Genomic DNA, 20,337 nt, shown 5'->3' with positions numbered 1-20,337 from the left:
TGTTATCGTAGCTTCATGCCGGATTTATGAAATCTGTTTTACAGTTTGTTGTTTTATTACTACTTTTGTGTTCTGGATGCCACGCCAGGCCGATTTCTTTTGAACCTTTTTCTGGGAAACTATCTCCTCAAAAGTTTGTACCTAAACACTCTCCGGAAGAATATATTTTGGAAGGGAAGAACTATTTAGAACGACAGAGTTATCGTAAAGCCTTACTTTGTTTTGGTATGGTTACTCATCATTTTCCAAAAGATCCTTTATATACTGAAGCTTTGTACTTAACTGGAGTATGTTATTTCAAAAATGGTCAACCAGATTTAGCTGAAAAAGCTTTTGCAACTTATATGCAACTTCCTGAAGCTAATTATTCTGAAGAATTGTTTTTGATGAAATATTCTATAGCAAAGAGCTTCACTCAAGGGAAACGCAAACGTGTGTTCCTTTTAGAAGGATTCCCTAAACTCGCTAATGCTGATGCTGATGCCTTACGTATTTATGATGAAATACTCACAGCTTTTCCTAATAAAGACTTAGGAGCTCAAGCTTTGTATCTTAAGGGTGATTTACTCGTTATCAAAAAAGATTTTTCTGAAGCCATTAAAACTTTTAAAAAATTAACACTACAATTTGCTCCCCACTCATTGTCTCCAAAATCCTTTGTTCGTCTTTCAGAAATTTATCTTATGCAAGCACAAAAAGAGCCTCATAATGTGCAATATTTAAATTTGGCAAAGATCAATGAAGAGGCTATCAAAAAGCAACATCCCAACCACCCTTTAACTCATGTTGTTTCTTCAAACGTACGCTCTATGTGTGAACGTTATGCTTCAGGGCTCTATGCTACTGGACGTTTTTATGAAAAGAAAAAGAAACCTCATGCTGCGAGTATCTATTATACCACAGCTATTGATAACTATCCTGAGTCATCTTTAGTAGCTAAGTGTCATAAACGACTAAATAGAATAGCAAAACATTCTTCTTAGTTTTAAGATATTTCTCATGCATACACTAGTTTTTGCCTTGTTTTTTTGTTTGTCCAGCTTGGGACTGTCTTCTTGCAGTGGATATACTATCATAAATTCGTCAGCAACTTTATCAAATTTAGGCTGCTCGATACGTTCTGAAGGCATTTATCTCTCTCCTATTGATAAGGATTCCCTAGGTCAATTGACATCAGCTCTCATCTATGAATTAGGAAAACGTTCTCTTTCTGTCCGCAATGGTGAAAGCTGCGCTCGTTATCTTCTCAAGGTACAACTTTTGAATGAAGTTGACGAGAATACAGGTTTTACGTATCCCCCAAATAAAATTGATGATAAGACCCCGAGACATTTTATTGTCTCTAGTGAGGGGCGTTTATCTATATCTGCGAAAATACAACTTATTGACAGACATTCGGGGAAAGTCGTAATCGATGACTGTGTATCAAGAAGATCAGTCTCCTTTGATTTTGAACCTGATTTAGGCATGGTGAACGCTCAACAATTTGCTTTAGGTCAATTTGAAATGCATAATGAGGCTATTAAGAGCGCCTGGCGTGTGTTATACGCTCATTTAGCCGAGACTATTGTTCAACAGGTATATTATGACCTCTTCTGATGGAGAAGCAGTCTTTCCGGCACTCCTTAGTGAACTTCACAATATGCTAGACTTCGTCAAAGGGACAGGACAGCTAAAAACATTCCCGAAAGAGAAATTATTAAAGCTAGAGCTTGCCTGTGAAGAGCTACTCGTCAATATTATTTCCTATGCATATCAAGAAGCGACATCTCCTGGAAACATAATCATTTGTTGTGATGGAGATAAAGAAGCTTTGCAAGTAACTATCAAAGATAATGGACCGTCTTTCAATCCTTTAACTGCATCTATCGATATTCAAAATCAACTTCCTTTAGATGAGAGAAAGCTTGGTGGATTAGGAATTTTCTTAGCAAAAAACTCTGTAGATGAATTTCAGTATGAAAGACACGGAGACTCTAATATCGTACATTTAAAAATCCATAATAATTGAACTAATCTTGATTAAAACGGAAAGAACGTAATACGCTTTCAGTATCTTTTATATCTTGTAGATATATCTGAAGTGCCTCAAGAATCAATGCAGATTGATTGTATTCCCCAGAAGCTTGAAATGCCATTTCTGGAGTATAATCTCCCACAGAATCATATAAAGCAATATATCCCCGAGTAACTGCCTCTCCTTGGACAAGCTCCGGAACTAGCCAAACAGCAAAATCCGCATTAAATAAAGTGAGTTTATCTGCAGATTCTGCAATGATGAAATTATTAACAGGAAGATCGCTAATAGAGTCAACTTTAAGTTCAGACGCAGAATGAGACAGGACATCGGCAATATCCACGAAGCCCTCAGGAAACGCCGTTCCTTTGTTGCAAATAGCCCGACGGTAAAATTCTTCTAAAAAATCTAAACTCATAGCGTTTTCCCTCTCACTCATGGTAATTCTTTATTTTAAGAGGCGTCAAGAGCTTTCTCAGACTTAAGCGAAGATTCAACCCTAAGTAACAAGCTATCAAAATCCCTATAATGATAAGAGTTTTTTTTAGATCTGGACTGATTGGTTTTTTTGCAGGCATCTTTATGATCCCTTCTTATGCGGATATATCTTTTCCTGAAATACGAGGAAATGCCCTAGCTATCATTCAATCTGAAACTGGTAAGGTACTTTATGCTAAAGACATAGACAAAAGAATTTATCCTGCAAGCATGACAAAGATTGCCACAGCGCTATTTATCTTAAGAAAACATCCCGATATTCTGAATCGCTTCATTACTGTAAAACAAGATGCTATTGCTTCAATTACCCCTCAGGCTAAAAAACAATCGGGCTATCGCAGCCCACCACATTGGCTAGAAACTGACGGTGTGACAATACAACTGCAAAATAAAGAAGAGGTGTCGGGATGGGACCTATTTCACGCCTTGCTAATCTGTTCGGCTAACGACGCTGCTAATACTCTCGCGATGGCCTGCTCGGGGTCTGTAACCGAATTTATGAAGCAATTAAATAGCTTCCTGAATGAGATAGGCTGCTCACATACGCATTTTAATAACCCTCATGGCTTGCATCACCCTAATCACTACACAACAGCTCGCGATTTAACCTCTATTATGCGTGAGGGTCTAAAAGAACCTTTATTTCGTCAGGTTATTCGCACTACCAATTATAAAATGGCCGCGACAAACTTGAGCCAAGAGAGAGTCTTAAATCTTACAAATAAACTTATTCTTCCCGGATCTACCTATTACTATCCTCCTGCATTAGGTGGAAAAACAGGGACAACAAAAGATGCGGGGAAAAATCTTATCTTTGCAGCGAAAAAACATGGCCGCTCTATTATTACTATAGCCGCCGGTTATCCTGCTATGGGGGAGCTTTATGAAGATGTTATAGCTTTATGTGAGGGGATTTTCAATGAACCTGCTTTACGAAGATATCTCATCCCCCCGACAGAAAAATATGCCTTGCGTTTGGGACTTTTAGGGAAAATTTCTGTTCCTTTACCTAATGGTATCTATTATGATTTCTATGCTTCTGAGGGAGAAGAGCCCCGAACAATTTCTTTTGTTCCTCATGCAACAAAGCTTCCTATTCAAAAGGGGGATCTTCTTGGTCATTGGGTATTTCGCAATCTCTCTGGTGAGAAGGTTCGTGCTGAACCCCTTTATGCTCCAGATACGATTCATCCTTCTATCGTCCAAAAAATTTGTTTGTATGCTAAGCGTATTGTCACTTCATACAGAACATACATTATTTTAACATTAGTACTTCTATATTATAGGAAAACACGCGTACATCGCAGGAAATCATCTCGATATTACCTATGATATAACTCTTTCTTTTAGCTTATTAAAAACCTGATTTTTGCATAAACTACGTAGGTATTATTGAGATAATAAGGAATATTATGCGCAAATCTCTAATTTGCAGTTTGCTCGCTTCTATTTTCCTACCTATGGCAGGAATTGGAGAAGAAATTTCCGAGACTTTAGTATCTACTACATTGTGTATTTCTAGAAATGATGCTCCGACAACATCTTCGTGGTATTTTTGGAAAGATCCAAAAGTTATAAAAGATGAGCAGCACACTTACTTTCTAAAACAGGTAATATTTGCATTAAAACGTCCTGAAATTTGGAATGATCCTCTGAATCTTCTGCACATCTTATTACAATTTGATAAATTTCCCCAAGCATCTGGAGAATGTCATAATTTATTGTTGATTATTATCAAGCACAGAGTGATGACCCTCACCATGAACATGGCTTAGGTCAAATTCTATACAGAAGCTTCTCTGCTTTTGCGAACAAAATGGGCGGAAAAAAAGCCGTCTCCACTTTCTGATGATAATGCAGTGTGCATATGACGTTCTTCTTCCCATCCTAAAGATTTCATGAAAGCAACCTGCTTTTCATTTTCTTCTGAAAGTAAAGAGCAGGTAATGTAGACGAGCTTCCCACCAGGTTTTACGTAATTCATAGCTTCTCTAAGAATCTTTCTTTGTACTCTTGAGAATGTAATGAGAAGTTTTTTAGAAAATTGGCTTTTCTTTTCAGGATATCGTCGAAATACTCCTGTTCCTGTACAAGGAGCATCAACAACTACGATAGAAAAGCTATTTCTCCTTAGATGTTGCTCTCCTATAGAAAAGTTCCTTATTCCCGCCCTACGCAAACGTTGTTTTGCCTCGTCTAAAACATCCTTACGACTATCATGTAGAACAACGTGATGCGCTCTCTCGGCAAAAATCAGACTTTTCCCTCCAGCTCCTGCACAAAAATCTAAAATACGATCTTTTTTACTTATAGGAATATCTAAAGTGATTTTCTGAGATGATTCATCTTGAACTTCAAATAGGCCTCGATGAAAGGCTGCACTGTGTTGCAAGGGATAACGCTTATCAAAACGTAAAGAACCTGGGACAGATCCTGGCTCACTGGGATATTCTAAACACTTTTGAAGATCTTCCACAGAAGTTCGTCGTGTATTCACACGAATAGCACAAGGAGCTTCCTGAAGAAAAATCTCAGAGAGTTCCTTAGCTCTTTCCTGACCATAATCTTCAATCAAGCACTCGGCAAGATCATCAGATATAGAATAACGCACAGGCCAAGGAAAATCCTGGTATTTTTCAATATTGTCTAGAGCTCCCTCTTCGACTTTAGCCACTAAAGTCTCGGGGGTAACTTCCTGATTATCTTGTTGGATAAGCGCTTCTAATAACCGTCGATGACGCAAGATAGCAAAAATACGCGTACTCATCCATTGACGATCCTTAGAACCTAAAGAACGGTGCTGTTTAAAATACAGAGCCACACGATTTACCTCACCAATAGGTGTGGTATAAAGCTCATTAAGTAATGTGTATAAATGATGTAGACGAAAAGGAACCATAACGAAAAAGCATACACTTTTTCGCGTTATTTTCCTTTGAAAAAACCCTAAAAGAAAAAATACCTATTTAAAGTCCTTTCTCTAAATAGAAAAAATGAAACTTGAAAAGAAGAATATCAAAACTTTTTAAACATACATAAAATTTGCTGCCATAAAGTTGGTTGTGGCGTGTAATAGTGAATACTTTTTTTTAATGAAGAGTATACCCTATCATCAAAGTCCAGAAGCCAGCGCATTAAGAGTATCCGCATCATTTTCAACCACAACCCCGGGCTACAATCACGAATGCTATACATTCTGCCAATCTGTTCTGGGGTGGCGTCATTAGCCACCGAAACAATGGTTTTTAAATCCTCAGATACAATACGTCGAAGGATCTCTGCTAGAAATCCTTGAGCAAAGACAGTCTCTTTAGGAGAAAATTCAGCAACTTCTTGCCAGGTACTTACCATAGCTTTCCCTTGGGGAGTAAGTAATTGAGACCCTACCAGAGAATTTGTAAGAACATCAGAAAGAGAATCTGTAACAATACCACCGATAACTGCTTGAAAATCTTCACGACTTAATGTGTAGAGATCTTTGAGTTCTGTCAATAGATGAAAATTTCTTTCTGATAATGTGTGCAAAGCTAACACCTTTTCAGAAAGAAACTGATCTAAAAGCTCCAAACTTAAGGGGAGGTAAGTATTTTGGCTTTCTAGAAAGGTCATTAAAGCTTCCATGACTACTTGCGAAGAAGATTCCGCAGCAAAACCGTCTTTTACTGAAGAGCTCATATCCATGTCTTCTGTAGGCATTTCGACATCATGAGTAAAATCTTCCCAGGAAGAGAAATTTGTTTTTTCCTTGCTAAATACAGTACTGGCCACATGGGAGATTTTATTTAAAGGACGTTGACGCTCTAGAAAAATAATGTTTTTTAACAATAAGAGCTTTTTAACAATAGTCTGTTTTCTCTCAAAAGTATCTTTACGAAATATTCTATATAAAATACGTGTGTAAGGCCTTTCTTGCCGTAAACGCATGTCAATAATAGAAAGGAGTCTCCCCGATAGGGAATAGGAAATCACAGAACGGGAAAAAAGTTCCTGAATTACTTTTTGGATGGTTTCTTTCATACCATCTTGATCAGGAGAAAGAGCCGCATTTATAGGCCAAGTTTCTAAAAGGGATTGTTTCTTATTATAGACAAGTGTACGTGACTCATCACGAATAGCTAATTCGATAACACGCAAGTAATAGTCTGTAGAAAATCGCAAGTCCAACATCATCGGAAGAATACGGCTGTATCGTTTTCTTTTTGCTTATTCTTTAGAGGAAATATTATTGCATTATTTTTATTTCTAAAAATAACAGTTTTACTGACCCCTATCTTCGTCTACTATATCTTGAGGATTTTCCATATTGCCTTGATACAACCTTCTTAACCTAGATGCTCTATTTTCATAGAGAAAGAAAAAGTTCCCTATTATATCGTTAAGTTTTTTCTCATATTCTGTACGATTATTGCGATACGCCTCTTCCAAATCAGGCAAGTTGTTTTTAACAATAGTCACGACTAAATCATAATTTATGGGAATTTGCTGACTTGTTTGTAAAGAATCATCTCCCCACAAATTGAGATACTCTCCCATTAAAGTTGTATGCGTATAGCGTAAAGACGAGAGAATTTCTCTAACTATAATAACTTCTTCATATCCCTTATTCGCGAGATTATCAAGACGTGCAGCCAAATTCAGTATAAGTGTATAGTCGTAATCGGCATCAGCTTCTTGGAGAGTTTTTATAGCTGTGCTGCAGTTAATTGTTTTATCATAAGGCAACGAAGAAAGTTTCGCGATACCCCGAACTGTTGCTACAGGATCTTGTACTCTCTCTCCTTTTAGAATGTCTTCAAAATTTGTTAAAATAGCTATTGCTTCTACAGTACTTGCAACAGAAGCTGTTCCCATGGCTAGAAAGGCATCAATCCCTTTATTTTGCGATTGATAAAGAAGTTCTTCTTCTGAAGACCATCTACATGACATGCGTAGCATTAACGCAAGTGCCATAGTACCCTCAGGACCTTCAGGATCTGCACCACAAAAATCTATGGAAGATTCTGTACATCTTCTAGCGATGCAGCAGCACATTTTTTTAAATGCTTTTATAAAGAATTGTCTTATAGATGCGCAACACCCTAATGTAGCTGCTGGAGCTGATTTAGCTTCCGCAACAGCTGTTGCGGGCAAATCTGTTTCTTTAAAAAGATCAGCATAACTTTTAGAAAAGTCTTCGCGTCTTGACAAACAAGAAAATCCTAATCTGTTATACCATAACCCACGAACTGCGTTACGAATCCTAGCGAGTATATTCCTAAAGAAACCTTCCTGAGGTTCTGAATGTATTCTACCTTGAAGGTCACTATTCATTTCCTCAGAAGCATTAGTTTCGGGAATACCACACTCCGCCCCTTGATCATCAAAAATAGAGCTAACATGATCAGAAATGCGATCGTCTAAATCAGCATCATCGCCCTCTGTCGAGGTATCCTTAAATAGATCTTTCCATGGAGGTTCAGCGCCTCCACCACCTGAAATTGGAGATCCCATGACTAATCTCTAATCCTCTTCTGGCAAACTAAAGGCATCGACACCCAAGACAGAGGTTGTTTTTACATATACCGCGGGATTTAAAGACTTCATTAAATCCAAAGCACCTAGATTCCAACGAGTATCTACTTTAACTGAAGAAGGATCGTAGTTTCCTGTATTCGCAGCCATAAACTTATTGTTTAGACTTCTGACAATAACCTCTCCTTTGCCAGCAAACGAAGACCAAAATTTCTGCATACCATTGGGATTACTATTTCTTATTCCGTTTAAATCGTGAGCAAGAGATTGCATCGTAGGTTGCCAATTGTATCCTTCCTCAGCATCTCCATATTCCCCAATAAGCTGATTTACATAATCCACGTAATCAACTTCAGAACTTAATAAGCTCCCCTCTAGTCCCATACGTACCAGCACTTGAAGAAGTACAGATTCTCCATCCTGTCTTTGTTCTTTTTCTCCGAGATCCCATATAGATCTAGATTGAGAAATTGCTGTCTTTAATGGAGCTTCACTAATTCCAGGTCGTAATATACCCACCTCTTGTCGAGCTTCTGCACGTGCTTTACCTAATCTAGCTGCTAATGTCTGCATAGAAGAAATTTTGTAAGCCACAGGGTCTTGTGTTTCTTGACTTGTCCAACGATCTTTAATCTGAAGAGATAGAGCATCCAACTGCGCTTGCTTTGTTGTATTAACGATCTCTATTTCTGCTTTTAATCTATCCGCTATTGATGCTGACTCAACAATACCCGATTCTGTACTCACTGTAGAGTCTGTACTAGAAAAGGAGGATATGCTGTCACGACGTTGTAATTTTGGACGTGCAGGCTCTCCTCCTGGAGGCTGAGGAGCTTTACGCTTTTTAGGTCCAGTCCCACTTGTTGAGGGTGCTTGTGATGTACCTGCTGTTGGTGGTGGTGGTGGGGCAGCGCGTACAGGTGTACCACTTGTTGATGGGGTTGAAGGAGGAGGAGGCGGTGGTGGTGTATTTGGACGTTGAATTCGTCCTCTACGAGGAACCGTAGGAGAAGGTACTTTAACTCCTGGAGTATAACCTTTCTTTTGTAATCCTTTAGCAGCACCCTCTGTCGATCTTGAACTATCGCTTGAACCCGTGCTACTCGTAGATTTTATACTACCTGTATCGGATCCTGCTCCGTCTACTTCCATATCCGATACATTTGAGGATCTACGACTACCAGATGGAGTTGACTGCGGAGAGGAGGCTCGAGAACTTGTTTGTGAAGAAGAACTCCCACGAAACATACCGGAAAAGAAGTTTCTTACAGCAGCTCCGATTCTTGATAAGAAACCAGAAGTTTCTGACGTATTATTTTGAGTAGAAACACTATGGGAGCCCGCCGTTCCAGAAGAACTTCCAGCATCCTGAACATCTGGATGTTCATTATGAGCTCCTGAAATCCATAGATCATTGTTATTCCCGCGACCGCTTGGATTAATTCCCATAGTTTTTCTCCATTTTTATATTTTAATTTTAAAATTAAATTTGATTTAGCAGCACACCTTTTGTTTAAAAATAAAATTAAAATCACGTTTTTTAATTACAAAATGAAATAAATAGAAAATATGAGAATTAATAAAAAAGAAAAGCGCATCTCATTGAATATGCGCTCCTTAAAATATATGAAGATGGATCGGTACGTTAGATTAACGAAAGCATTTCCGAATTCGCTTAACTATTATGAATAAAGAATTTAAAGAATAGTTAGCTATTTAAAACTAGGAATTAAGTAAGAACCTATCGAATGGAAAAAAAATTATTAATTTTATGAAAAATATTTGAATGCTTGTAAAGGAAGGTTAACTAAAAGAATCTAAAAGAAAAGATGTGAAGCGGATACGCGTCCCTAAATATAAAGGCGCTGCGTAGCGCCTTTAGGAATTTTAATCTTGTGCTGGAGATAAAACCTCTGTTCCCGGTAAAAATCCTTTTTCTAAAAACTCTAAAGAAGCTCCGCCACCTGTCGATACGTGTGAAACTTGAGAGGTACATCCAGCTAAAGCAACAACTGCAGCGGCATCACCACCACCAACGACAGTGGTTGCAGAAGAATGTCGTGCTAGGCAGTTGGCAATAGCCATAGAACCTTGATCGAAAGGAGGAACTTCATAAACACCAACGGGACCATTCCAAAATACTGTTGCTGAAACATCGATGATTTTACAAAACTCCTGGATAGTTTTAGCTCCGATATCTAAACCTTCAAGATCCGAAGAAATACCTTGATCTACAGATATTTCTGACCACGCAACTCCAGGTTCACAAGTCTTTGCGACCTTCACATCTATAGGAAGAACGATACGTACATTGCGCTGCTCTGCGAGTTTCAAAACACGACGAGCAAGTTCTATCCCTGATTCTTCAACTAAGGAATTCCCTACGGATTTTCCTAGTGCTTTTAAGAAGGTAAATCCCATGCCTCCTGCTAAAAGCAGGTTATCGACTTGCGATAGTAAGGCTTCTATTACCCCTATTTTCGAAGATACTTTAGATCCACCAAGAATCGCAGTAAAAGGACGTTTAGGAGAAAGGAGAAGGTGCTGTCCTAAAAATTCGAGTTCTTTTTCCATAAGAAGACCTGCTGCGGATCTCCCAGGAAATGCTTGGGGAACCGTGTACACAGAAGCATGTTTTCTATGGGAAGTTCCAAAAGCATCGTTTACATAAAAGTCTCCATAAGAAGAAAGTTCAGCAGCAAATGTAGGATCTTCTTCGGGATGTTCTTCTCCCCTGTGGAAGCGGAGGTTCTCTAGTAGTAATACCCGTCCTGGAGATAGCTGGGCTACCGCCTGACGAGCAACTTCCCCAATACAATCAGTAGCTAAAGGCACATGATGTCCTAAATAACCTTCTAAAACTTCAACAACGGGTTGGAGAGAGTACTTCTCTTCAAAACCAGTTCCTTTAGGACGGCCCAAGTGACTCATTAAAATTACAGCAGCGCGTTTTTGCAGCAGATAGTTAATTGTCGGCATAGCGCTACGAATGCGGATATCATCAAGAATCTTCCCATCTTTTATAGGAACATTAAAATCTACACGAACTAAAACCTTTTTTTCTTCTGGGGAAAGGTCCCTGACTGTCAATCTATCCATATACCTTGAGAAATTATCTAAGATGATTTCCCTATTTTTACTGGAAGAGCGCTCTTAAAGCAAAGAAAAATAGAATAGAGAGTATCGCTCCTGCAGGAAGAGTGATAAACCACGACATTATAATGTCTTTGATAATATTTAAGTTAATGGCGTGAATACCACGAGCAAGGCCTATCCCTAAGACAGCACCAACCACTACGTGAGTTGTAGATATAGGCAAGCCCATAGCTGATGCCAAAGCAATTGTAACAGCAGCACTTAGACCTACAGAAAATCCCCGCGAAGGGGTAAGTTCGGTAATCTTACAGCCTACAGTTTCAATCACCCGCCACCCCCAAATGGATAACCCTATAATTAACCCAACACCACCAAAAGCCATAAGTCCTATTAATGTATAAGAAGAATATACTTGGGGATACGCTTGTCGTAAAACTCCAGCTACAGGAGCTATAGCATTGGCCACATCATTAGATCCGTGAGCAAACGCCATAAAACAGGCAATGATGATTTGCAAATAAGCAAAGATTCTCTCTACAATAAGGTATTTCCTTCCATAGTTTCCCCCGCATGTTTTTAAACGACAAAGCAAACTTCCCGATTTTGGTGAACTACAAATAAAGGAGCAATGTGGCGTGTGTACATATTTAAACATGATGGCATAAGCAAGACCTCCCACAAGGCAAACTAATAATAAAGCCCATGGTAGAGGCACCAAACGTGTAACCACGCCACCACAAACAATAATTATTCCTAAAACAATTATCACAAAAGCTGCAAGAAATGGTGCTATGCGGATCATCGCACTCACAGGATCATTTTTATAGAGAATATTTCGACGTATAAAAGAAAAGATCAGATAGGCGATGCATCCTCCCATTAACGGAGAGATTACCCAACTGATTAAAATTGCCCCCACAGATCCCCAATAAATAACTGTTCCTTTACCAAGAACAAGACCGAAGCCGATCACAGCACCCACTATGGAGTGTGTTGTAGAAACCGGCCATCCAAAATATGATGCTAGTTGTAACCATACCCCTGTGGCCAACAAAGCTCCCGTCATACCATAAACATAATCACCAGATGCTATTAATGGATCTGAAACAGAGACTATACAACTTTCTATAGTTCCTGCAACACGATCCCCGAGGAACAATGCTCCTAAAAATTCAAAAATAGCAGCAATAATTACGGCTTGACGTAATGTTAATACTCCGGATCCCACACTAGGGCCAACGGCATTAGCAACGTCATTAGCTCCTATATTCCAAGAGGTATAAAAACCACATAAGAGAACAAAAATGAGTAAGGCAAGCATGAAATATTACTTTTCTTCCAGCGTCATATTAACTCGGTGAGCAAGTTTTTCCGAACTATCGGAAATACCAGCAGCACGCTTAATTACCTGCAGCCATAAATAAAACTCTTTTTCAGAAATCGTAAATTCATCGGAGAAGAATATCTGCATGATCTCTCGTTGAATAACATCACACTCGTGTTCTGCTTTCGCTACGCGACTTACTAAAAAGCGGGCTTTATCAGCTTTACGCCCTCCAAAAGAACTTTCTAGTAACTTATTGAATTCTTGTATGACTGTCATAGTAAGATCAAAAGTTTCGACACTTTTATGTAAGAATTGGAAAAAGATACTCTCAAATTCTGGATAAAAACGTAGCTTTCTAACAGTAAGTAAGATAGCCACATCTTCGGAAACATCAGCTATGCTATCTTGTATAGAAATAATCTCTAGCAATCCGGCCCGTGATATAGGCATAAATAAGCCTACAGGAAGATGATTGCGCATATCATTTTTTATACAATCTGCTTGGTACTCCTTATCAGAAATACTTTTTGCTATTGTTTGTACCTGTTTATAATCCCCATCTCGCAAAGCTGTGAAGATTGGCACCATTTGCTGAACGCAAAATGCTACGACTTCCAAGTGTGCTTGTAGCGGGGCAAAAGGAGACTGTCCGAACAGACGAGCAAGGGTTTGCATAAGAATACCTTTTTAGCAATAATAACGTCCTTTAATGATCTTGTAAATGACTTATGACTCATCCACCTATCTTACAAGTTAAAGATCTTTCGGTAAGCCTGAATAAACGTCGGGAACGTTACCCTATTGTTGAGTCATTGTCCTTTGATTTGCACAAGGGAAGGACGTTAGCGATTATCGGGGAATCAGGATCGGGGAAATCGGTAACCGCTCAAGCTCTTATGCAGCTATTACCCTCCCCGCTATTTTCTACATCAGGAAAAATTCTTTTCCACGAAAAAGATTTATTAGAAGCTCCACGAGGAATCTTAAAATCAATTTTCGGAACGAAAATTTCTATGATTTTCCAAAATCCCCAATCCTCTTTAAATCCCGTTTTCACCATAGAACAACAATTCCAGGAACTTATCCGCACACATCTTCATCTTCCACATAAAGAGGGTAAAGAGAAAATTATCCAAGCTCTTATAGATACAGGATTTCATAACCCTGAACTCTGTTTAAAACTCTATCCTCATCAGCTTTCTGGAGGAATGCTACAAAGAGTTTCCATTGCTATGGCGCTGCTCGCTTCTCCTGAAATTTTAATTGCTGATGAGCCAACAACAGCTCTTGACGTTTCTGTTCAATATCAGATTTTACAGTTATTAAAAGGTTTACAGGAAAAATTAGGGATGAGTTTGTTGATTATTACCCATAACATGGGTGTTGTTGCTGAAACATCTGATGAGGTGCTTGTACTCTATGCAGGAAGAATAGCAGAGTATGCTTCTGCCAAGGCAATTTTCCACAACCCGCGCCATCCCTATACTCAAGATCTTCTAGCCTCACGCCCTTCATTGCAAAATGACACATTTACAGCAATTCCTGGACAACCTCCCCACTATAGTGCTCTTCCTTCAGGATGTTGTTACTATCCTAGATGTTCGAAAGCCTATGGGAAATGTAAAATTGAATCTCCAGAAGTTCAAAATGTAGGGAAAGAGCATAAAGTAAGGTGCTGGCTATATGAGTGATTCTTTAGTACAAGCCAATCAGTTAAAAAAATATTATTATAAGCGTTCAAGTTGGTTTCGAAGAAAGACAATAGCAACAAGAGCTATTGATAATATTTCTTTTTGTATACCGTCAGGGAAGATCGTAGGTCTGATTGGAGAATCGGGGTCGGGAAAAACAACATTAGCGTTAGCTCTTTCCGGACTATTATCGCTCACCTCTGGTTACCTATCTTTTAACAATACTCCTATCAAACTACATTCTAAACATGATTTAAAAAAACTTCGCTCCTCTGTGCGAATGGTTTTCCAAAATCCTAAAGCCTCTTTAAATCCTAGGAAAACGATTTTCGATAGCTTAGGTCACGCTCTTATTCACCATCGCATAATCACAAAAGAGAAACTCCATTCTGTAATTGGAGAAACCTTAGAACTAGTAGGTTTATCTGCAGATTATTTTTACCGTTATCCTCATCAACTCTCTGGTGGTCAACAACAACGTGTATCTATAGCTAGAGCATTATTAGGAACTCCTAAGCTTATTATATGCGATGAGGTAGTTTCTGCTCTTGATCTTTCGATGCAAGCGCAAATCCTAAATATGCTCTCAAATTTACAAAAAGAGCTAAAGATGAGTTATCTGTTTATTTCCCATGATTTGGCTGTTGTTCGCTCTTTTTGCTCAGAAGTGATTATTATGTATAAGGGTAAAATAGTTGAATCGGGAGCTACAGAAGATATCTTCTTAAATCCTAAACATCCTTATACACAAATGCTTCTCAACTCGCAGCTTCCCGATCTTCCAGAAAATCGCAGTACAGAACAGAAATTAAAAGCATATCAGACAAACACTTCTGAAATTCCTTCTCCTACAGGGTGTGTCTTTTATAACCGCTGTCCCAAGAGACGGAAAACCTGCTTTCAAGGACCTATTCCAGAACAATCGGATGGGAATAAGCACTCATATCAGTGCATTCTTTAAAAAATAGTAAAGAAGATTTTAAATCTTCTTTATAAAAACTAAGATTTTTTTAACAGCCACTCTTCTAACTGCTTGAGTTGCTCTTCATCGTGAACATGTAGCGATACGCTATGATGAGAACCTTGAGACTTTACCGTCACCTTATAGCCTAAAGACTGGCTAAGACGCTCTTGCATATCTTGATAGTTTCCAGCTAAAGGTGTTTTTATGCGTTCTGTAGTAGAAGAAATCGTAGACGCACCTGATAACAATTTCTTTGCTTCTTGTTCAGCTTCACGAACAGCAAGACGCTGTGAAATAATTCTCTCAGCGAGAGTTTCTCGTGATTTAGGGTCTTCCAAAGTAAGAATAACCTTAGCATGTCCTAAAGTAATTTCCCCTAAATAAAGACTTTTTTGAATAGTTTCCGATAAGGAAAAAAGCCGTAAGTAATTCGCAACTGTAGAGCGCTTTTTCCCTACTCTTAGGGCTACCTTATCTTGAGTTAAACCAAAAACATTAATGAGCTTTTTGAAAGCCTCAGCCATTTCCATAGGACTAAGGTTCACACGTTGGATATTTTCTATAAGTGTTGCCTCTGCAGCAATATCATCGGCAACTACTTGCTTAAGAACAACGGGAATCGTCGTGTAGCCTGCGAGCTGTAAAGCTCTCCATCGACGTTCTCCGGCAATTAACTCATAATATAAAACCTTATCGCCACTACGAATTTCACGAACTACAGGAGGATGAATTAAACCTACGGATTTTAAAGATGATACTAATTCTTGAAGCTCGGCTTCAGAGAATATCCGACGAGGTTGAAAGGGACTCACTCGAATATTATCGATAGCCACTTCTATTATCGTATCTTTATTGATAATTCCACTCACAAACTACCTTCGCTATTTTCTTATCATCTCTGGAACATTTTTAGTGGCATAGAGATGGTATTTATCCCAATTTATTTTAAGGAAAAATAGTATCACAGAAGTTTTTCTATCAAAAGAGCTTGTAGAAGTGAAGTGCTTTTTTTAGTGTTTCTCTCTGTTGGGGCATCTCAAATCAAGGAGTTTACGAAAAATTTTTTTCCAGATACACTGAAAATATTAAGCGCTTTACATCTTAAAATCATGAAGAACTTGCTATCCTCAATATGGAAAAGGGTTTATTCCTATTCGTTTATTTTAACAGTCCTTGTGACTTTGTCCTTATTTCTCACGGGGAAGATCGTTTATAACTTTCAAAAAAATGACCGTGAAAAACACGAAAGTATTCTTCTTCTTACAAAAACTGCAGACTCTGCAGTTTTTCAGGGATTCATACCTCCTAAAACTGCTTTGCCAATGTTAGAACACGCCTATCGTATGGGCGGAAATTCTGTAAAGCCTTATGCAGGTTTCCTTTCTTCATGTTTCTATATCCACAATGAACCATTACGTGGAGCCTATTACGCAGGACTTGCTTATAGTAGCGGGGCAAAATTCCATATGCCCTCCCCAGCTCAGGTTTTATTAAAAGAAATCGCGGATGCTCAAGCTACTCAAGATTACCAAGCAGCGTTAGAAAAATCTTCCCAGCTGCTTCAGTTGTCGGCGTCTTCTGAAGATTATCCCACTCTACGCTTTCTCACTCTTTTAAGAATTATAGAAATCAAAGAAATCTTAAATCAAGATACCGAAACGGATTTTGAAGAGCTCAAAACCTTGCCATTGTTCAAGGAATTTGAACAATTCTACAAAGATGGAGAGTGGACATTAACTAAACGTTTTGGCAAAAAGCACTAACTGCCTATTTATATTAAGGATCTTTATGCCATCTCCTGTAGATACCCAAGAACTCCCTAGTGCCACGACAGAATCTCCTTCTTCTAGACAGACATCGACAGAGCCTTCTTCTCAACATCCCCCGAAAATTCTCTCGGGATCTTTAGTTGTCTATCCTCATGAGGATAACAAACCCTCATCTTAAGGCAGCCACATGCTTATTGTTTTAGCCTTTCGGCAAGTTTTCTTTTCTAAACAGCCTAGCCTTTTAGAAAAACTCCAAAGATATTTACTCCTGCTTAAACAGACATACCCTTTAGTGCTCCCCGGAGAACCTATCAAAAAGTTATCCCTGATGTTAACTTTTGATTACGCCTCTATAGATTTTTACTCTCATATTTTCCCTTTTCTACAAGTGCATCATATCCCTGCTGTTATTGGAATTGCTTGGAGATATGTCGCTGAAGATTCAGCTTCTTCTCTTCCCCTTAAGCATCGTTTATCTCCTAGAGAAACTCTAGCTTTCCAAGATGAAGTCTTTGCCGCCCACCAACCATTTTGTACAAAACAAGAATTGCAAATACTTGCAGATTCTCCTTATATACAGTTAGCTTCATCAGGATTTGCTATTCGCAATTTGCAACACACTCCTCCCTATCTTGCTACGGAGATTTTCTTATCTAAGTATTCTATAGAGAAAGCTGTTGAGAAAACTCCCTTAGGGTTTTTCTATCCCTTTGGGAAATACGATGATGCATGTGCAAAAATAGTTAAGCAACACTATCCCTTTTCCTTTGTCCTAGGAAATACCCTAAATAGAAAAAATAAGAATCATGGGATCTATCGTATAGATATGACACGTGCGGACTATACATTGCCAAAACTTATCCATAGCTCACAATATATTAAAAATTGGTTAATAGATAAATGTGGGCAAGCATATTTACGCTGGCGTCCTAGAAAAGAACGTATTGATTTTCAGAAAAACTATCGATAAAACTATGCGCCCAATCTAGTTAATATAGCTTGCAAAGCAGACATAAAAGTATCGATGTCTTCTTTATCATTATATATCCCTAAAGACACTCTAAGGACATGGCCTAGATTCCATCGGCTCATCGCAGGTTGTGCACATTGATGACCTGTACGCACAGCTATTCCTTGAAGATCTAAAAGACAACCGATATCAAAAGGATGCGCGCCCTGAATTTTCAAACTCACTAAAGCGCCGCGCGGCTGATTCACCCCTGGACCTAATATTTGCATACCAGGAATTGTCATTAGCTCATTATAAAGATAACGAGTTAACTCTTCTTCCTGCTGATATAAAGCATCTGGTAGGGATTGCAGATAGTCTATAGCAGCTCCTAATCCTAAGATAGAAGCTATAGGTGGTGTTCCTGCTTCAAATTTTAACGGTGCAGGAAGGTATTCTGGATTCTCACTATCATAGATAGAGACCATATCCCCACCACCTTCTACAGGAGGAAGCTTCTCTAAAAGCTCTTTCTTACCATATAACACTCCCAGTCCAGTAGGCGCATAGATTTTATGAGCTGAAAAAGCATAGAAATCAATATCCCAATCGACAACATCTACAGAAGCGTGGGCGACTCCCTGAGCACCATCTACAGCAATATACGCTCCATATGTATGAGCTAACTGCGCTATTTGCTTTAAAGGTTGGATACATCCTGTAACATTACTGACATGGGCTATACTAACAAAAGAAGCCCCTGTCCTAAGCAAGGTTTCCAAATGTTCTAAATCTATATAACCAGAATCATCAACGGCTACTTTCTTCACGCAAGATCCGCGTCTACGGCAAGCTAATTCCCAAGATAAGACATTTGCATGGTGCTCGGCTTCAGAAACTAATACAACACCCCCTTCAGGAATGAAAATATCATTAGCAGATATTGCTAATAAATTTAAAGCTGCTGTAGTTCCTCGAGTAAACACAATTTCTTCATTATATGAAGCTTGTATCCACTCACGTATCTTCCCGCGAACAGCATTATAATCTTCAGTAATGTTTTTTGAAGAACTGTAGATATTACGGTTCACAGTAGCATAGGTACTACTATAAAAATCCGTAATAGCCTCTATTACCTTTTTAGGCTTATGCGTAGTCGCAGCAGAGTCTAAGTAGATATAGGATTCCCCCTGAAGCTTTTTATTAGAAAAAATAGGAAAGTCTTCTTTTATCCTACATACCATCTATAGAGTACTCCTTAGTAACTTCTTGCGATTGCATTCGCATCGATAATTTCGGAAAATGTTCCAAAGAAGATTCTATGGATAAAAATCCTCGAACAAGTTTCTTTTGAGCTTCTTCACGCGTCATTCCACGAGATTGCATATAGAATATCTGCTGAGCGTCTAACGGTCCTACCGTAGCTCCATGAGAAGCTTTAACATCATCAGTAAAAATTTCTAATCTTGGAAAAGTTGTTACACGAGCATTGTCATTAAGCAATAATGTATCATGCTTTTGATAAGCGTCGGTAAACATTCCACGAGAGGTTACATGGATACCTCCCTCAAAAAGGAAATGCCCAGAATATAAAATCGATTTGATATTTTGTCGTGATGTTGTGGATTCTGCATCATGATGCATAAGATTTCTTACCCATGTCTTTCTTGGAGATAATGCAGAAACCAAAGATTCTCCATGAGAGTTATTCCCTATCATAGAAAAAGTATTATCAAACCAACCATAACCTCCAGCATCTTCAAGAAGCTGTTGGGCTATGGAACACGCTCCTTGCTCTTCGATAGTCGCTATATGTGACCAGCTTATTCTTTCTTCATTAATGTATTTAGGCAGCATAGTCAATGACAACTCAGCGCCCTCAGATACAAAGACTTCTGTAACACCATTAATAATAGCAAAGCTTTCAGCAACACCGCTCTCTCGTTCAGTATGATGAGAAATTTGAACAGAACAGCTGGACTGCTTTCCTAAAATTAAGATAATCTTTGGGGAATAAATCATCCGATCATCCTGAGATGTTGGGAAACTAATATGTCGAATACTTAAAAGTTCACTTACCTGAAATTCCTCAGGAATATAGATAACCACACCTTCTTCCTGAGAACATACAGCATTCAGAAACGCCAGAGGCTGTGTATCTACATCGTATCTTTGAATAAAAGTAGAGAAAACGGAGTGCGCATCCCTTAAAGACATCGATAATACACCCTCTGGCAATTGAGAAAGAAAAGGTTCGTATTTACCATTAATTAAAATACATTCACAGGATAGGGAATTCTGATGATGTAACCAATGTTGCTTTGCTGTCTCAGATCCCCCATGAGCAATATGATACTTCTCTGGAGATTGCGTAAGATCTTTAAGCCAAGAAAAAGCACGGAAAATCTCTTTAAATGATTCCGATTCGGAATGTTTTTCATAGCACACTCGTGTAGCTTGATGCACAGGAGAATCTTTAGCTATAGGGCAACTATGCTCTAAAAAACTTAACATA

At 38.6% G+C, this 20,337-nt stretch carries 21 protein-coding genes; 10 read left to right on the top strand and 11 right to left on the bottom strand.

Translation table 11 applies throughout. The features are described from left to right. Window positions 1–26 precede the first annotated feature (26 nt). The 3 genes from C10C_RS00385 to C10C_RS00375 are packed head-to-tail and all read left to right on the top strand — an operon-like array spanning window position 27 to window position 2,011. Complete coding sequence (locus C10C_RS00385; RefSeq protein WP_117273767.1) at window positions 27–983, top strand: tetratricopeptide repeat protein; 957 nt, start codon at window positions 27–29, stop codon at window positions 981–983. Between the two features lie 16 nt (window positions 984–999). Then, complete coding sequence (lptE, locus tag C10C_RS00380; protein ID WP_117273766.1) at window positions 1,000–1,599, top strand: LPS assembly lipoprotein LptE; 600 nt, start codon at window positions 1,000–1,002, stop codon at window positions 1,597–1,599. After that, window positions 1,586–2,011, top strand: a complete 426-nt coding sequence (locus C10C_RS00375) for an ATP-binding protein (protein ID WP_117273765.1) — start codon at window positions 1,586–1,588, stop codon at window positions 2,009–2,011. Before lptE ends, C10C_RS00375 begins: the two co-directional genes overlap by 14 nt. Window position 2,012: 1 nt before the next feature. Here the strand turns inward: C10C_RS00375 and C10C_RS00370 are convergent, their stop codons facing one another. Continuing rightward, window positions 2,013–2,435 carry a hypothetical protein gene (locus tag C10C_RS00370; RefSeq protein ID WP_117274748.1) on the bottom strand — a complete coding sequence of 141 codons (423 nt, stop codon included), beginning with the start codon at window positions 2,433–2,435 and terminating at the stop codon, window positions 2,013–2,015. A 110-nt stretch (window positions 2,436–2,545) separates the two neighbouring features. On the opposite strand from C10C_RS00370, the gene C10C_RS00365 reads away from it, so the two are divergent. Next, window positions 2,546–3,847, top strand: a complete 1,302-nt coding sequence (locus C10C_RS00365; RefSeq protein ID WP_117273764.1) for a D-alanyl-D-alanine carboxypeptidase family protein — start codon at window positions 2,546–2,548, stop codon at window positions 3,845–3,847. 80 nt (window positions 3,848–3,927) lie between these two features. Beyond that, window positions 3,928–4,290 (top strand): hypothetical protein, encoded by a 363-nt coding sequence (locus C10C_RS00360; RefSeq protein ID WP_117273763.1) that lies wholly within the window; start codon window positions 3,928–3,930, stop codon window positions 4,288–4,290. An 8-nt stretch (window positions 4,291–4,298) separates the two neighbouring features. On the opposite strand, the gene C10C_RS00355 is transcribed toward C10C_RS00360, so the two are convergent. From C10C_RS00355 to C10C_RS00325, 7 genes are all read right to left on the bottom strand, one after another. After that, window positions 4,299–5,414, bottom strand: coding sequence for an RsmB/NOP family class I SAM-dependent RNA methyltransferase (locus C10C_RS00355; RefSeq protein WP_117273762.1), 1,116 nt, complete (start codon window positions 5,412–5,414; stop codon window positions 4,299–4,301). Window positions 5,415–5,530: 116 nt separating this feature from the next. Continuing rightward, window positions 5,531–6,685: a hypothetical protein gene (locus tag C10C_RS00350; RefSeq protein WP_117273761.1), complete on the bottom strand. Its 1,155-nt coding sequence runs from the start codon at window positions 6,683–6,685 to the stop codon at window positions 5,531–5,533. Between the two features lie 87 nt (window positions 6,686–6,772). Continuing rightward, window positions 6,773–8,005, bottom strand: coding sequence for a TmeB family type III secretion system effector (locus tag C10C_RS00345; RefSeq protein ID WP_117273760.1), 1,233 nt, complete (start codon window positions 8,003–8,005; stop codon window positions 6,773–6,775). Between the two features lie 9 nt (window positions 8,006–8,014). Next, window positions 8,015–9,475 carry a SemD/SinC family type III secretion system effector gene (gene semD / locus C10C_RS00340; RefSeq protein ID WP_117273759.1) on the bottom strand — a complete coding sequence of 487 codons (1,461 nt, stop codon included), beginning with the start codon at window positions 9,473–9,475 and terminating at the stop codon, window positions 8,015–8,017. A gap of 438 nt (window positions 9,476–9,913) precedes the next feature. After that, on the bottom strand, window positions 9,914–11,125 hold the full coding sequence (locus C10C_RS00335; protein WP_117273758.1) for a phosphoglycerate kinase: 1,212 nt from the start codon (window positions 11,123–11,125) through the stop codon (window positions 9,914–9,916). 37 nt (window positions 11,126–11,162) lie between these two features. Then, window positions 11,163–12,443, bottom strand: a complete 1,281-nt coding sequence (locus C10C_RS00330; protein WP_117273757.1) for an inorganic phosphate transporter — start codon at window positions 12,441–12,443, stop codon at window positions 11,163–11,165. Between the two features lie 6 nt (window positions 12,444–12,449). Next, window positions 12,450–13,124: a TIGR00153 family protein gene (locus C10C_RS00325; protein ID WP_117273756.1), complete on the bottom strand. Its 675-nt coding sequence runs from the start codon at window positions 13,122–13,124 to the stop codon at window positions 12,450–12,452. A 53-nt stretch (window positions 13,125–13,177) separates the two neighbouring features. Here C10C_RS00325 and C10C_RS00320 point away from each other — a divergent pair, with 53 nt between their 5' ends. Both C10C_RS00320 and C10C_RS00315 read left to right on the top strand, forming a co-directional pair. After that, window positions 13,178–14,140, top strand: a complete 963-nt coding sequence (locus tag C10C_RS00320; RefSeq protein WP_117273755.1) for an ABC transporter ATP-binding protein — start codon at window positions 13,178–13,180, stop codon at window positions 14,138–14,140. Further along, window positions 14,133–15,101, top strand: a complete 969-nt coding sequence (locus C10C_RS00315; RefSeq protein WP_117273754.1) for an oligopeptide/dipeptide ABC transporter ATP-binding protein — start codon at window positions 14,133–14,135, stop codon at window positions 15,099–15,101. Before C10C_RS00320 ends, C10C_RS00315 begins: the two co-directional genes overlap by 8 nt. A 38-nt stretch (window positions 15,102–15,139) precedes the next feature. On the opposite strand, the gene C10C_RS00310 is transcribed toward C10C_RS00315, so the two are convergent. Continuing rightward, window positions 15,140–15,973 carry a ParB/RepB/Spo0J family partition protein gene (locus C10C_RS00310; RefSeq protein ID WP_117273753.1) on the bottom strand — a complete coding sequence of 278 codons (834 nt, stop codon included), beginning with the start codon at window positions 15,971–15,973 and terminating at the stop codon, window positions 15,140–15,142. Between the two features lie 240 nt (window positions 15,974–16,213). Here C10C_RS00310 and C10C_RS00305 point away from each other — a divergent pair, with 240 nt between their 5' ends. From C10C_RS00305 to C10C_RS00300, 3 genes are read left to right on the top strand one after another with little or no spacing between them, the layout of a single operon-like run. Continuing rightward, window positions 16,214–16,867 (top strand): hypothetical protein, encoded by a 654-nt coding sequence (locus C10C_RS00305; RefSeq protein ID WP_117274747.1) that lies wholly within the window; start codon window positions 16,214–16,216, stop codon window positions 16,865–16,867. Window positions 16,868–16,892: 25 nt separating this feature from the next. Then, a complete protein-coding gene (locus tag C10C_RS05190; RefSeq protein WP_174222212.1) occupies window positions 16,893–17,051 on the top strand; it encodes a hypothetical protein in 159 nt (52 codons plus the stop codon). Window positions 17,052–17,060: 9 nt separating this feature from the next. After that, the gene (locus C10C_RS00300) at window positions 17,061–17,843 is read left to right on the top strand and encodes a polysaccharide deacetylase family protein (RefSeq protein WP_117273752.1); all 783 of its coding nucleotides are present in this window, start codon (window positions 17,061–17,063) and stop codon (window positions 17,841–17,843) included. A 2-nt stretch (window positions 17,844–17,845) separates the two neighbouring features. Here C10C_RS00300 and C10C_RS00295 read toward each other — a convergent pair whose 3' ends face one another. Beyond that, on the bottom strand, window positions 17,846–19,066 hold the full coding sequence (locus tag C10C_RS00295) for a SufS family cysteine desulfurase (RefSeq protein WP_117273751.1): 1,221 nt from the start codon (window positions 19,064–19,066) through the stop codon (window positions 17,846–17,848). Further along, a complete protein-coding gene (gene sufD / locus C10C_RS00290; protein WP_117273750.1) occupies window positions 19,056–20,336 on the bottom strand; it encodes a Fe-S cluster assembly protein SufD in 1,281 nt (426 codons plus the stop codon). The genes C10C_RS00295 and sufD overlap by 11 nt, the downstream gene beginning before the upstream one ends. Between the last annotated feature and the right edge of the window lies 1 nt (window position 20,337).

This window comes from Chlamydia poikilotherma, assembly GCF_900239975.1.
GTDB lineage: Bacteria > Chlamydiota > Chlamydiia > Chlamydiales > Chlamydiaceae > Chlamydia > Chlamydia poikilotherma.
Note: the sequence above shows the minus strand (reverse complement) of the source record. Positions and strands in the feature narration are given on the sequence as shown.